At 63.1% G+C, this 13,868-nt stretch carries 14 protein-coding genes; 10 read left to right on the top strand and 4 right to left on the bottom strand.

The features are described from left to right. Nucleotides 1-103 precede the first annotated feature (103 nt). Complete coding sequence (locus tag A4R29_RS08245) at nucleotides 104-604, bottom strand: DUF721 domain-containing protein (RefSeq protein ID WP_013532755.1); 501 nt, start codon at nucleotides 602-604, stop codon at nucleotides 104-106. Nucleotides 605-658: 54 nt separating this feature from the next. On the opposite strand from A4R29_RS08245, the gene mutY reads away from it, so the two are divergent. Both mutY and A4R29_RS08235 read left to right on the top strand, forming a co-directional pair. Next, entirely contained in the window at nucleotides 659-1,864 is a 1,206-nt protein-coding gene (gene mutY / locus A4R29_RS08240) for an A/G-specific adenine glycosylase (protein WP_063171667.1), read from the top strand. After that, a complete protein-coding gene (locus tag A4R29_RS08235) occupies nucleotides 1,857-2,468 on the top strand; it encodes an HAD family hydrolase (RefSeq protein ID WP_013532757.1) in 612 nt (203 codons plus the stop codon). The genes mutY and A4R29_RS08235 overlap by 8 nt, the downstream gene beginning before the upstream one ends. A 66-nt stretch (nucleotides 2,469-2,534) precedes the next feature. Here A4R29_RS08235 and A4R29_RS08230 read toward each other — a convergent pair whose 3' ends face one another. Beyond that, nucleotides 2,535-3,668 (bottom strand): site-specific DNA-methyltransferase, encoded by a 1,134-nt coding sequence (locus A4R29_RS08230; RefSeq protein ID WP_027035923.1) that lies wholly within the window; start codon nucleotides 3,666-3,668, stop codon nucleotides 2,535-2,537. A 174-nt stretch (nucleotides 3,669-3,842) separates the two neighbouring features. Here A4R29_RS08230 and A4R29_RS08225 point away from each other — a divergent pair, with 174 nt between their 5' ends. Continuing rightward, entirely contained in the window at nucleotides 3,843-4,529 is a 687-nt protein-coding gene (locus A4R29_RS08225; RefSeq protein ID WP_063171666.1) for an HAD family hydrolase, read from the top strand. 42 nt (nucleotides 4,530-4,571) lie between these two features. Here A4R29_RS08225 and A4R29_RS08220 read toward each other — a convergent pair whose 3' ends face one another. Further along, entirely contained in the window at nucleotides 4,572-5,303 is a 732-nt protein-coding gene (locus A4R29_RS08220) for a hypothetical protein (protein ID WP_063171665.1), read from the bottom strand. On the opposite strand from A4R29_RS08220, the gene A4R29_RS35360 reads away from it, so the two are divergent. From A4R29_RS35360 to A4R29_RS08200, 5 genes are read left to right on the top strand one after another with little or no spacing between them, the layout of a single operon-like run. Then, entirely contained in the window at nucleotides 5,302-5,430 is a 129-nt protein-coding gene (locus tag A4R29_RS35360; protein WP_255337193.1) for a hypothetical protein, read from the top strand. The two genes, A4R29_RS08220 and A4R29_RS35360, sit on opposite strands and share 2 nt — an antisense overlap. A gap of 1 nt (nucleotide 5,431) precedes the next feature. Beyond that, nucleotides 5,432-6,829, top strand: a complete 1,398-nt coding sequence (gene thrC, locus A4R29_RS08215; RefSeq protein WP_063171664.1) for a threonine synthase — start codon at nucleotides 5,432-5,434, stop codon at nucleotides 6,827-6,829. A 14-nt stretch (nucleotides 6,830-6,843) separates the two neighbouring features. Continuing rightward, nucleotides 6,844-8,136, top strand: coding sequence for a M16 family metallopeptidase (locus A4R29_RS08210; protein ID WP_013532762.1), 1,293 nt, complete (start codon nucleotides 6,844-6,846; stop codon nucleotides 8,134-8,136). Nucleotides 8,137-8,151: 15 nt separating this feature from the next. Beyond that, nucleotides 8,152-8,748: a GNAT family N-acetyltransferase gene (locus A4R29_RS08205; RefSeq protein ID WP_013532763.1), complete on the top strand. Its 597-nt coding sequence runs from the start codon at nucleotides 8,152-8,154 to the stop codon at nucleotides 8,746-8,748. Nucleotides 8,749-8,751: 3 nt separating this feature from the next. Then, nucleotides 8,752-11,640 (top strand): EAL domain-containing protein, encoded by a 2,889-nt coding sequence (locus tag A4R29_RS08200; RefSeq protein ID WP_013532764.1) that lies wholly within the window; start codon nucleotides 8,752-8,754, stop codon nucleotides 11,638-11,640. 5 nt (nucleotides 11,641-11,645) lie between these two features. Here A4R29_RS08200 and A4R29_RS08195 read toward each other — a convergent pair whose 3' ends face one another. Then, nucleotides 11,646-12,254, bottom strand: a complete 609-nt coding sequence (locus A4R29_RS08195) for a YqgE/AlgH family protein (RefSeq protein WP_013532765.1) — start codon at nucleotides 12,252-12,254, stop codon at nucleotides 11,646-11,648. Between the two features lie 170 nt (nucleotides 12,255-12,424). Between A4R29_RS08195 and A4R29_RS08190 the strand changes: the two genes are divergently transcribed. Together A4R29_RS08190 and A4R29_RS08185 are read left to right on the top strand one after the other, a co-directional pair. Continuing rightward, nucleotides 12,425-13,231 carry a protein-disulfide reductase DsbD domain-containing protein gene (locus tag A4R29_RS08190; RefSeq protein ID WP_063171663.1) on the top strand — a complete coding sequence of 269 codons (807 nt, stop codon included), beginning with the start codon at nucleotides 12,425-12,427 and terminating at the stop codon, nucleotides 13,229-13,231. A gap of 84 nt (nucleotides 13,232-13,315) precedes the next feature. Continuing rightward, the gene (locus tag A4R29_RS08185; protein ID WP_063171662.1) at nucleotides 13,316-13,798 is read left to right on the top strand and encodes a peroxiredoxin; all 483 of its coding nucleotides are present in this window, start codon (nucleotides 13,316-13,318) and stop codon (nucleotides 13,796-13,798) included. The last annotated feature ends 70 nt before the right edge of the window (nucleotides 13,799-13,868 follow it).

The raw sequence follows: 13,868 nt of genomic DNA, 5'->3' as shown, positions 1-13,868 counted from the left end.
CGCGAATTAAGGCATCTCGATCCCCAATCCAATCGCGAAACCTGACAAGGGCGATCACGAATGCGAGATATAGACGACGAATCCATGACTTTCTTCAAGACGCCTATGATTTTCTCTCCCCAATAATGGTCGCGCCAAGTTTCTCCAGCGAGGCGCGCAGTCCTTCATTATCGACCAGGCCGACAGTCCCCGACAATTTCGTCTTCTCAGCCGCGGTCAGCGGTCTCAGGGCCGGTCTGCGCTTTCCTTTGTCGGCTGTCACCGGCTTCTGCAGGATCCGGATGCGGTTGATGGCGGTGAAACCGAGGAAGGCGTTGACCCGGTTGATGATCTCGCCCGTCTCGTGCTGCAGATGAAGTGCCGCCATGCCTTCGCAGGCAATGACCAGCACGGCCGGCTCGAACGGATCGTCCTCATGCATACGGCGCGGCCACTGGATTTTTTCGGGACGCGAATGGCTGGCCAGCCGCGGGCCAGCGATCTCGTCCCATGACTGGACGAGGCCGATCGAAATGCCGGCCCGCTTGCGCAGCACCGGATCGAGGATCCTGGTCGCGAGATCGCTGACCGGGACGGGATTGCCGTAGGGCGTTCTCCCTGCCATGTACGTCCTCCAGCCACGACCCCAGCAGATACCGGCCAGGCCAATACAAGATCAATGGCACCAGCAGACCAGACCCGCAAGACCGCATCCTGGGATAGTGGCAAAGCCACATCCGGAGATAGCAGCATAGCTGCATCTGGAGATAGCAGCACAGCTGCATCCGGTGTCAGCGACGATATCGCATCCCGCCTGCTCGGCTGGTATGATGTGCATCACCGTGAATTGCCGTGGCGCATCACGCCCCGTGAGCATGCACGCGGCGTGCGGCCTGATCCCTACCGCATCTGGCTCTCCGAGGTCATGCTGCAGCAGACCACCGTCGAAGCAGTGAAGGCCTATTTCCGGGTATTCGTCGAGAAATGGCCCGATGTCGAGGCGCTGGCCGCGGCGCCGACCGAGGACGTGATGAAGGCGTGGGCGGGGCTCGGTTACTACTCCCGCGCCCGCAATCTCAAGGCTTGTGCCGATCTTGTGGCCGAGCGTGGCGGCCGGTTTCCCGACACGGAGACGGGTTTGAGAGAGCTGCCCGGCATCGGCGCCTATACGTCGGCGGCCATCACGGCGATTGCCTTCGATCGCCCCGCCGCGGTTGTCGACGGCAATGTCGAACGTGTCATCTCCCGGCTGTTTTCGATCACAACGCCGTTGAGCGAAGCCAAGCCCGAGATCCGCGCCCATGTCGAGCGCATGGTGTCCGGGATAAGGCCTGGCGACTTCGCCCAGGCGATGATGGATCTCGGCGCCACCATCTGCACGCCACGCCGGCCACGCTGCATGCTGTGCCCGCTGCGCGAAGACTGCGACGCGGTCGTTTCAGGCGATCCCGAGCACTTCCCGGTGCGCCTGCCCAAGGCCGACAAGCCGCAGCGGCACGGCGCGGCCTTTGTCGCCGTACGGGCCGACGGCGCCATCCTTCTGCGCAAACGGGCCGAGAAGGGCTTGCTCGGCGGCATGACCGAGGTGCCGACGACAGGCTGGACCGCGCGGATCGATGGGGCAACCACGCAAGCGGCCGCGCCGTTTCCCGCCGACTGGCGGCATGCGGGCCGCATTGCGCATGTCTTCACGCATTTCGCTCTCGAACTCGAAGTCTTTCACGCTCACATCAAAGGTGATGCGCCAGACGGGCATTTCTGGTCGCTCGCTCACGAGATTTCCGGCGAGGCGCTGCCGACTGTCATGAAAAAGGCAATCGAGGCTGCGATACCCGGCGCGACGAAAAAGCCGTCGCCACACAGTGCAAAGAGGCCCCATGACTGAAATACGCCACATCGTTTTCGACATCGGCCGCGTGCTGATCCACTACGATCCCAACATTCCGTTCAGCCGCCTCATTCCGGATGCCGAAGAGAGAAAGTGGTTTTTCGACAATGTCTGCACGCATGATTGGAACATCGAGCAGGATCGCGGCCGGACCTGGGAAGAGGCCGAGGCGCTGCTGATCGCGGACCATCCCGATCACGCGGAAAACATCCGCGGTTTCCGCCGCCACTGGCACGAGATGGTGCCGCATGCCTATGAGGACAGCGTCGCCATCATGGTCGGTCTGATCGAGAGCGGCCACGACGTGACCATGCTGACCAATTTCGCCAGCGACACGCTGGCCGAGGCCCGCGAGCGCTTCGATTTCCTCAATCGTCCGCGCGGCGTGACGGTGTCGGCCGATATTCGCCAGATCAAGCCCGACCGAGCCATCTACGATCACCACGTCGCCGCATTCGGCCTCGAACCGGCCGCGACGCTGTTCATCGATGACAGCCAGAAGAATGTCGACGGCGCCAAGGCGGCAGGCTGGCAATCGGTGCTGTTCACCGACGCAAGGACGCTTCAAGCAGACCTTGAACGTCTCGGAATCAAGGCCTGATTTGAATCGCTTCGCGCGATCCGTTGAGCCTTTGAATCAACGGCATTCGAAGCAATTGGCAGGGCCTCAGGCCCCTGCCCGCTCCATGCCGAGCCGCGCGATGCGGCGAAGCTCGTCGATCGGGGTCAGGCCACCGCTGCGCTCATAATGCCAGAAGGTCCAGCCGTTGCAGGCGTCCAGCCCCTGCACCTCGGCGCCGATCTTGTGGATCGAACCGGCGCTGTCGCCGATCGCCACCGTACCGTCGGCGCGCACCTTGGCCGACCAGCGCTTCTTGGCGTCGTAGAGCGTCGCACCCGGCATCATCAGCCCGTTGTCGATCAGGCTGACGAAGGCAACGCGCGGCTCGGCACGCTTGCCGGTGAGCACGGTGAGATCGGCGCCATCCAGCGGTCGCACCGCATCGATGCGCTCGTTGGCGGCGTCGATGTAGGCCTGCTCGCGCTCGATGCCGACGAAATGGCGGCCGAGGCGCTTGGCCACCGCGCCCGTGGTGCCGGAGCCGAAGAACGGATCGAGCACGATGTCGCCCGGTTTGGTCGAGGCCATCATGATGCGGGCAAGCAGCGCTTCCGGCTTCTGCGTCGGGTGCAGCTTGTCGCCATTGTCGTTCTTCAGCCGCTCGCCGCCGGTGCAGATCGGAAACAGCCAGTCGGAGCGCATCTGGATATCGTCGTTGGACGCCTTCATGGCTTCGTAGTTGAAGGTATAGCCCTTGCCCTTCTGGTCGCGCGTGGCCCAGATCATCGTCTCATGCGCGTTCTGGAAACGGCGGCCGCGGAAATTCGGCATCGGGTTGGTCTTGCGCCAGACGACGTCGTTGAGGATCCAGAAGCCGAGATCCTGCATCTTGGCGCCGACACGGAAGATGTTGTGATAGGAGCCGATGACCCAGATGGTGCCGTTGGGCTTCAGCACCCGGCGCGCCGCCAGCAGCCAGGCACGCGTGAAAGCATCATAGGCTTCGAAACTCTCGAACTGGTCCCAATCGTCGTCAACGGCGTCGACCTTCGACTGATCAGGGCGGTGCAGGTCGCCGTCGAGCTGCAGATTGTAGGGCGGATCGGCGAAGATGACGTCGATCGATTTTTCGGGCAGCCGGTCTAGCGCGGCAACGCAGTCGCCCTTGAGGATCGTGTCCAGCCATTCGGATTGCTGGGGAGCGTGGGAAAGCTCGTCGAGAAGACGCACGGCAGACATTCTGACACCCAAGGCACGCGTTACTGTTTACTCCTGGTTATGGTTACCGATCAGCGTAAATATTCCGTGAAGGCCGAGGACGGGTGTGGCGGATTTGCGAAGGCGGCCCTGTTGGTGTATGCCGCGCCGCCTGAGCCTTCCGAGGCACTTCGCCCTCCCATTGTCCGGATCACCATGCCCCAGCCAGACCTTGTCATCTTCGATTGCGACGGCGTGCTCGTCGATTCCGAGATCATCGCCGCCCGCGTCGACGCCGAGCTTTTGACCTTGGCAGGATACGAGATATCGGCTGAGGAGATTTCGGAGAGCTATGCCGGCCTGACCTTCAAGGACATCATGCTGCGGGTCGAGGAAAAGTCCCGCATCCCCTTCCAGGCCTCTCTGATCGACAGGGAGGAACAATTGGTCGACCGCAAACTGCGCAGCGACGTCCGCGCCATCGATGGCGCGCGCGAGGCCGTTGCCGCGGTAACCGTGCCGCGCTGTGTCTGCTCGAATTCACGCTCCGAGAGGATCGAATTCATGCTGGAGAAGGTGCATCTTCTGCCGTTTTTCGCCGACCGGATTTTTTCGGCGATGGAAACACCGACCGGGAAAACGAAACCGGCGCCGGACGTGTTCCTGTTCGCGGCGGAGAAACTCAGCGCCAACCCGGCGAACACTTTCGTTATCGAGGATTCCGTGCACGGCGTCCACGGCGCAAGGGCGGCGGGCATGCGGGTGATCGGCTTCACCGGCGCGGGACACAGTTATCCCGGCCATGCCGACGCGCTCACCGAGGCCGGCGCCGAAACGGTGATCCGCCGCTGGGCAGAGCTGAAAAGCGTGATCGCCGCGCTGTCGGAGTGGTCGGACGCCTGAGAAGCGTGCGCCGCGACGCACGCCTCATGCAACTGCCGAGACCTAGTTCGTCGCGGCAGCCCTCTTGCGGCGGGTCTTCTTCGACTTGTCGGCCGTTGCCTGATGCGCGGTTTCGTCATAGCCGGCAAAGGCCTGATAATCCTGGGCCGTCGGCTCGGGCACGACGACATTGGAATCGGTGAAGACGAACTGCGTGGCAACCGAAGGATCGGTGACCTGGACCTGATACTGGTGGAGCTGCGAATAGAGGACCTCGGTGCCGTGCATCACCGCCGTTCGGATCGGCATGGTGATCGTGCCTGGAGAAAACTTCGGTCCGGGGACAATCTTGCCGGCGACCGCAATCTTCATCGTCAACTGGCCGTTGGCACGGCTGCAGTCGCGTGTCACGTCGCTGACCGACGCCTGGTAGATGATGTTGGCCGATTCGTCGGGCGGCGTTGCAGCAGCGGCGTCAGCCTCGGCCTGGGCCGCGGCATCCTGCGCGGCATCGCCGGTCTTCTTGATCCTGGGCTTGGGCTTCTGAGCTTCCCTGGAATAGGTGTTGAAGAAGGCCGTGCCGTCCCGCACCGTCACCCTGGGACAATAGGCCTGCAACTGGCTGGCCAGGATCTTCGGATCCTGCGGCGGCGGTGGCGCCGTCGGGTCCTCCTTCTTGCCGATGCCGAGGTTCAGGATGCCATTGTCGCCCGATTGGCAGCCGGCGGCGGCAAGCATAAAGCCGGTGAGCGCAAGACCCGCCAAAAAGCGACCACTGAATGTACGAAACGCCATGAAACTGCACTTCCCTCTCGCAAAGCTGGTGACGTATATCAACCGCGCGGCAAAAATGCGACTGAGCCAGCGCAGAATTAACCACCTTGCGGTGGACGGAAAAAGCCAGGCAGTAACGGAATTGTGACATGCACTATGTGAGTACCCGCGGGGAAGCCCCCGTTCTTGGATTTTCCGACGCCGTGCTGGCTGGGCTGGCGCGCGACGGCGGGCTCTACGTGCCGCGCGAGTGGCCACAGTTTTCCGCCGCCGAGATCCGCGCCATGCGCGACCTTGCCTATCCCGACCTTGCCATCCGCGTGCTGTCGCCGTTCCTTGGCGGCGAAATCCCGGCGCCCGTCTTCGAGCGGCTGGTCCGCGAAGCCTATGCCACCTTCCGCCACGAGGCCGTCTGCCCGCTGGTGCAGACCGGCCCCAACACCTTCGTCCTGGAACTCTTCCACGGGCCGACGCTCGCCTTCAAGGACGTGGCGATGCAGCTTCTGGCCCGGCTGATGGACCATGTGCTTGCCGAACGCGACCAGCACGCCACCATCGTCGGCGCCACCTCGGGCGATACCGGCGGGGCGGCCATCGATGCCTTTGCCGGTCGCAGCCGGACCGACATCTTCATCCTTTTCCCGCATGGCCGCGTCTCGCCGGTGCAGCAGCGGCAAATGACGACGTCGACGGCTGCAAATGTCCATGCGCTGGCGATCGAAGGCAATTTCGACGATTGCCAGGGCCTGCTCAAGGGCATGTTCAACGATCACGGCTTTCGCGACCGGGTGGCGCTTTCGGGCGTCAATTCGATCAATTGGGCCCGCATCATGGCCCAGATCGTCTATTATTTCTCCTCGGCGCTGTCGCTCGGCGCGCCGGACAGGCAGGTTTCCTTCACCGTGCCGACCGGCAATTTCGGCGATATCTTTGCCGGCTATGCCGCCAAGAAGATGGGCTTGCCGATCGATCGGCTGGTCATTGCCACCAATGACAACGACATCCTGGCGCGCACTTTTTCGACCGGCGAATACCGCACCAAGGGCGTCTTTGCGACCACGTCGCCGTCGATGGATATCCAGGTGTCGTCGAATTTCGAACGCTTGCTGTTCGAGGCCTCCGGCCGTGACGCCGCGACCGTGCGGCGCTACATGGACGGCCTGAAGCAGTCCGGTGCTTTCACCATCGAACCCCACCAAATCGCCGGGATGCGGTCCGAATTCGACGCCGGCCGCGCTGATATGGACGAGGTCGCCGCCACCATCCGCTCGACGCTCGCGACCAGCAACTATCTGCTCGATCCGCACACTGCGGCAGCCGTGCATGTCGCCGCAGGCAAGGCGTCAGGCGCCGTGCCGATGGTGGTGCTGGGTACAGCACACCCGGCAAAATTCCCGGCCGCCGTCGAAGCCGCCAGCGGCGTGTCGCCCGCACTGCCCGCGTGGCTAGGTGGGTTGATGACATCGGAGGAAAAATACACGGTACTTCCATCCGACCTGAAAATGGTGGAAGATTACGTCGGCCGCCGCGCGCGGGCGGCGCGTTAGGGAGTAGTAGCCATATGGGTGTTGAGGTAAGCCGTCTGTCGAACGGCCTGACAGTCGCCACCGAAACCCTTCAAAGCATCGAATCGGTTGCCCTTGGTGCCTGGGTCAAGTCGGGTGCCCGCAATGAACGTGACGACGAGCATGGCATGGCCCATCTGCTCGAGCACATGGCGTTCAAGGGCACGAAAAGGCGGAGCGCCTTCGAAATCGCCTCGGAGATCGAGGACGTCGGCGGCGAAATCAACGCCGCCACCAGCGTCGAGACCACCTCCTACTATGCCAGGGTGCTCTCCGACGACGTGCCGCTGGCCGTCGACATTCTTGCCGACATCCTGCAGGAGTCCGAATTCGACCCGCAGGAACTCGAACGCGAACAGCATGTGATCCTGCAGGAGATCGGCGCCGCGCACGACACGCCCGACGACATCGTCTTCGACCGTTTCACGGAAACCGCCTATCGCCATCAGACGATTGGGCGCTCCATTCTCGGCACGCCCGAAACGGTCAAATCCTTCACCTCGAAACAACTTCACGACTTCATAGAGCGGCAATATGGCGCCGAGCGCATGGTGATTGTCGCCGCCGGCGACATCAAGCATGACAATTTCGTGCGCGAGGTCGAAAAGCAGCTCGGCGGCTTCCGCAGCAAGGCCGACAGCACCATCCCGCAATATGCGCAATATGTCGGCGGCGATTTTCGCGAGGACCGCGACCTGATGGACGCGCAGATCGTGCTGGGGTTCGAAGGCCGGGCCTATCATGTGCGCGACTTCTACGCCTCGCAGGTGCTGTCGATGATCCTCGGCGGCGGCATGTCGTCGCGCCTGTTCCAGGAGGTCCGCGAGAAGCGCGGCCTGTGTTACTCGGTCTATGCCTTCCATTGGGGCTTTTCCGACACCGGCGTCTTCGGCGTCCATGCAGCGACCGGCCAGAGCGACATCGCCGAACTGGTGCCTGTCATCATCGACGAACTGCAGAAGGCCGGCGAGAAGATCCTGCAGGAAGAACTCGACCGGGCGCGCGCCCAATATCGCGCCGGACTGATCATGTCAGCCGAAAGCCCGGCCAGCCGCGCTTCGCAGATCGCACGGCAACTGCTTCTGTTCGGCCGGCCGATCGCCAAGGAGGAACTGATGGAACGGCTGTCGGCGCTGACGATCGAGCGGCTGACCGATCTATCGTCGCGTTTGTTCTCGACCAAGCCGACGCTTACCGCTGTCGGGCCTGTGGGCACACTGGCGCCCTACGAGGCGATTCTCGAATCGCTCGCGGGCACGCAGACCGCGGCCCGCAAGCTCGCCGTCTAAGCCCCTCAAAGCGCCATGTTCGCGCTCCCTTTCTTTCGCCGTGACCTGCCGGCACTGAAGGGCGACCGTGTCACGCTGCGCGTGCCGTTCACCAACGACTATCGCGAGTGGGCGGCGGTGCGCGGGGAAAGCCGCGCCTTCCTCGAACCATGGGAGCCACGCTGGACTCCCGATGAACTCGACCGCAACGCATGGCGGCTGCGCATCAGCCGCTACCGCGAGGATTATGCTCAGGGAACCGCTATCGCCTTCTTTATCTTCGAGAGGAGCAGCGGCAAGCTTGCCGGCGGCATCACGCTCGGCAACATACGCCATGGCGTCTCGCAAAGCGGCCATGTCGGCTACTGGATCGGCGAGCGCTTCGGCGGCCGCGGCCTGATGACCGACGCGGTCAAGGTGGTGACCCGCTTCGCCTTCGATACGCTGAGGTTGCACCGGATCGAAGCGGCCTGTATTCCCGACAATATCAGGTCGATCCGCGTGCTTGAAAAAGCCGGATTTCGGCGCGAAGGACTGCTGCGATCCTATCTCAGGATCAACGGCATCTGGCAGGACCACTACCTCTACGCCCGGATCGCGGACGATCCGCCGGGCGTTGGAACGAAGGACTGATTTTTGACGAAATTCCTGCGCAACGGGCCGCTGTTCGCCATTGTCCTCGCGACACTCCTGACGCTGTGGGCGGCATCGTCGGCCTTCGCCGTCGAGCCGATCAAGATCGCCCGCGACGACGTCGCGCTCGACCTTTCCGGCGCCGTCGAGATCTACCGCAACCAGGGCGAGAATTTCCAGGTGTCGACCGCGCCGGGTCCGGACGGCATCGTGCGGCGCATCGAGGTCGAGGCCAATGATGCCCGTTCGACCGGCGACTGGGCTGTCTTCGCGCTCGCCAACACCACCGACCAGCAGCTCGACCGGCTGATCGTCGCACCGCATTTCCGCCTGGTGAATTCCGGCATCTTCTGGCCGGATCTGGGCTCGACCCGCATCGCTGCCATCACGCCCAGCGAAGGCTTCGCGCTCGACCGCCAGACCAGTCCCGACGCCGACGTTTTCCGGGTGACGCTGAACCCCGGCACGGTGATCACCTTCATCGCCGAACTGGCCTCGCCGAAGCTGCCGCAGGTCTACCTCTGGGATCCCGAATCCTACAAGGACTCGGTCAATTCCTACACGCTGTTTCGCGGCATCGTCATCGGCATTGCGGGCCTGCTGGCGCTGTTCCTGACCATCCTTTTCGTGGTCAAGGGGACCTCGATGTTCCCCGCGACCGCCGCGCTTGCCTGGGCGGTACTGGCCTATATCTGCGTCGATTTCGGCTTCCTCAACAAGGTCATCGAGATCTCGCCCGGCAATGAGCAGATGTGGCGGGCGGGAACGGAGGTGGCGCTGGCGGGAACCTTCGTGGTGTTCCTGTTCGCCTATCTCAACCTCAACCGATGGCACGGCCATTTCAGTTATGGCGCACTGGTCTGGATCCTCGGGCTGGTGCTGATCGCCGGCGTTGCGATCGTCGATCCGGCGGTCGCCGCCGGCATCGCCAGACTGTCCTTCGCCGCCACCGCACTGACGGGGCTTGGCCTGATCATCTTCCTCGGGATTCGTGGTTATGATCGTGCGATCATGCTGGTGCCCAGTTGGGTCATGGTGCTGTTGTGGCTATGCGGATCGTGGATGGCGATCACCGGCATGCTCGACAACGACATCGCCCAGCCGGCCCTGGGCGGCGGGCTGATCCTGATCATCCTGCTGATCGGCTTCACTGTCATGCAGCATGCCTTTGCCGGCGGCGCGCTGCATCAGGGCCTGTTCTCCGATCTGGAGCGGCAGGCGCTTGCTGTCGCCGGATCGGGCGACACGGTGTGGGACTGGGACGTGCTGCGCGACCGCGTCGTCACCAAGCCCGATGTCAGCATCCAACTCGGGCTGGCGCCGAACAGCCTCGGCGGTGCGGCGCGTAACTGGCTGCCGGTGCTGCATGCCGACGACCGAGACACGTTCCGCACGACGCTCGACGTCGTGCTCGAGCACCGGCGCGGCCGGGTGTCGCAGAACTTCCGACTGCGCGGCGCTGACGGCCACTATCACTGGTTCTCGCTGCGTGCGCGCCCGGTCATCGGATCCGACGGCGAAGTCATCCGCTGCGTCGGCACCATGGTCGACGTGACGGAGCAGAAAAAGTCCGAGGAAAGGCTGCTGCACGATGCCGTGCACGACAACCTGACCGGCCTGCCGAACCGCGAACTTTTGATGAACCGGCTGGAAGCGATCATCTCGATCGCGCGCACCGAAGAGAAGGTGCGCCCGACCGTCTTCGTCATCGACATCGACCGTTTCAAGCAGGTCAATGACGGGCTCGGCATCTCGGCCGGCGACACCATCCTCTTGACCATCGCGCGTCGCCTGCACCGGCTGCTCAAGCCGAAGGACTCGCTGTCGCGCTTTGCCGGCGACCAGTTTGCGCTGATGCTGTTGTCCGAACAGGACCCGGCCCGCATCGCCGCCGTGGCGGATGCCATCAAGCATGCCATCAACAATCCGATCACCTTTGCCAAGCGCGAGATCGTGCTGACCGCCTCGATCGGATTGATCACCTGGAATTCGCCACAGATGTCGGCCGAGGACATGGTCAAGGATGCCGAGCTTGCCATGCATCAGGCCAAGCGCTTCGGCGGCGACAGGATCGAGCCGTTCCGTCCGGCTTTCCGCACTGTCGGCACCGACAGGCTGCAGTTCGAATCCGACCTGCGCCGCGCCATCGAGCGACGCGAATTCACGCTTGCCTACCAGCCGATCGTGCGGCTCGAGGACGGCAGTGTCGCCGGCTTCGAGGCGCTGCTGCGCTGGGACCACCCGCGCCGCGGCATGATCCCGCCGGCGGATTTCATCCCGGTCGCCGAAAGCTGCGGACTGATCGTGCAGCTCGGCCTGTTTGCCATGCAGCAGGCGGCGGAAGACCTCGCCAGCTGGCAAAAGCAGATCGGCGACGCGCCGCTGTCGGTCTCGGTGAATTTGTCCAGCCGGCAGTTGATCCGCCGCGACCTGGTCAGCGACGTCCGCTCGGTCATCGCGCGGGCCAACCTGAAGCCGCGCTGCTTCCGGCTCGAACTCACAGAATCGCTCGTCATGGACAATCCCGAGCAGACCGCCCATGTGCTGACCAAGCTGAAGCAGCTCGGCATCGGCCTGTCGCTGGACGATTTCGGCACCGGCTATTCCTCATTGGCCTATCTGACGCGTTTCCCCTTCGACACCATCAAGATCGACAAGAGCTTCGTCGACGACAACACACCCAAGCGCGCGGTGCTGCTGAAATCGATGGTCAACATGGCGCATGAACTCGGCCTGTCCGTCGTCGCTGAGGGCATTTCGGACGAGAGCGACGCGCTGGAACTGCGCCAGATGGGCTGCGAGTATGTCCAGAGCTTCATGTTCGGCGCGCCAATGCCGGGCGACCAGGTGCTGAAGACGCTGAAAGAGCAGTATCCGCTGACGCAAGCGTAAACGGATCAGGCGTGTCCGGCAGCGAGGCTGAGATGCGCAAGGTCGATACCGATCGAGGCGAGAATCCGGTCGTATTTGCGCTCGATATCGGTGTCGAACAGAAGCTCGGCACTGGCCGGACAGGTAAGCCAGCCATTTTCTGCGATCTCGGTCTCCAATTGGCCGGCACCCCAGCCGGAATAGCCGAGCGCCATCAGCGCATGACGGGGTCCGCGGCCGGACGATATGGCGCGCAATATGTCGACGGTCGCCGTCAGGCAGATGTCGTCGGAAACGGTCAGCGACGATTCCACCCGATAGTCGCCCGAATGCAGGACGAAGCCCCGGCTGCGATCCACGGGGCCGCCATTGCGCACGACGAAATCGCGGGCCTGAGCCGGCAAGCGGATTGCCTCCTGCTCGTTCATGATGCCCAGTTGCACGAGCAAGTCCGGAAACAGCATCTGCTGCGTCTGGTTGATGATGAGGCCCATGGCGCCTTCATCGGAATGGGCGCAGACATAGATGACCGAGCGCGTGAAACGGTCGTCCTTCATGCCGGGCATGGCAATCAGGAACTGATCGTCAAGAAAGCCGCGACTGGCGACCGTCTTCTTGTGGCGCAACAAGTCCATGAAGGGAGCGTAACGCGTTTCCAAAGCGTCGAAAAGATGCGCCGTGCTGGATTCGACCAAAGCCTGTGGCGGCGGCTCGAACATTCTTCTCCCTCGAAGTCACGCAAATATGATACCGGCAAGGCCATGAAATCATTGCGCGGCCACGAACGGACGATCAAATCACCGCCATGCGAAGCTTGAAAATCCTGCTGCTCGGCGCCGCCATCGGATCGGCCACCGCTCTTCCCGCCGCCGCCTCTTCGTCGGCGTGGTACAACAGCGAAGGCGGCAAGGTCCGGCTGGTTACATCAGGCAAAGCCGACGATGCCGGCCGCATACGGGGCGTTCTCGACATAGCGCTCAAGCCCGGCTGGAAGACATATTGGCGCGATCCGGGAGACGCGGGCGTGCCGCCGCAACTCGACATTTCGGCCAGCACCAACATCGCCGACGCCGCTCTGTCGTTTCCGGCGCCGCAGCGCCATGACGACGGCTACGGCAAATGGGCGGGCTACAACTATCCGGTCTCTCTGCCGGTGACATTCACGCTGGCGACGCCGAACCAGCCGGCGGTGATCGATGCCGACATCTTTCTCGGCATCTGCGAAACGATCTGCATTCCGGTGCAGACGCGGCTGACCGTCGACCCCGCCTCCGATCCGGACAATGCCGAGGACGCGGCGCTGGTGAAGGCGAGTTTTACGGCACTGCCTGCGCCCGCGAGGTCCGATTTCGGCATCAATGTGCTGCCGGGCGACCATGAGACGCTGATTGTCGAGGCGAGCTTTCCCGGCGATCCGGCGGCGGCGGATTTCTTCGTTGCCGGCGAGCGGGACTACATGTTCGGCACCCCGGCCCGCAGCGAAAAGGACGGCAAGCTGATTTTCACCGTGCCGATCCTCGACCGCCCCTCGACGACGCCGACCGATGGCGGGCTTCACTATACGCTGACGAGTGCGGCGGGCGCTGTCGAAGGGGTTCTGCCTTTCCCTTGATCCAGCCCATCGCAACGGTTGCAGGAAGCCGTTGGGTTCGCTACGCAAAGACACGTCCTTCCCCATTTCCCAAGCGAGGAATCCATGACCATTTCCGTTGGCGACAAGCTGCCTGACGTGACCTTCAAGACGATGACCGACGACGGCGCCAAGCCGATCACCGGGGCCGAGATCTTCCCGGGCAAAAAGGTCGTTCTGTTTGGAGTTCCCGGCGCCTTCACGCCGACCTGCAGCAACAACCACTTGCCCGGCTATCTCGAGAACCATAACGCCATCCTGGCGCGCGGCGTCGACACCATCGCCGTCGTTTCGGTCAATGACGTCCATGTCATGGGCGCCTGGGCGCGCTTCACCGGCGGCGAGGGCAAGATCCTGTTCCTGGCCGACGGCAGTGGCGATTTCGCCAAGGCAGTGGGCCTCGACAATGACCTTTCCACCAGCGGCATGGGGCTGCGTTCGAAGCGATTTTCGATGATCGTCGACGACGGCAAGGTCACCGCGCTCAATGTCGAGACCAAGCCCGGTGTCGACGAGTCCGGCGCGGCCCATATTCTGGGACAGCTCTGAACTTCAGTGCGCCTTCGGCCGCAACGGCGATGGCGCTTGTGGTTCATGGGTTGCTTTGGGGGGATCCTAG

This window comes from Mesorhizobium ciceri biovar biserrulae, from assembly GCF_001618845.1.
GTDB lineage: Bacteria > Pseudomonadota > Alphaproteobacteria > Rhizobiales > Rhizobiaceae > Mesorhizobium > Mesorhizobium ciceri.
Note: the sequence above shows the minus strand (reverse complement) of the source record. Positions and strands in the feature narration are given on the sequence as shown.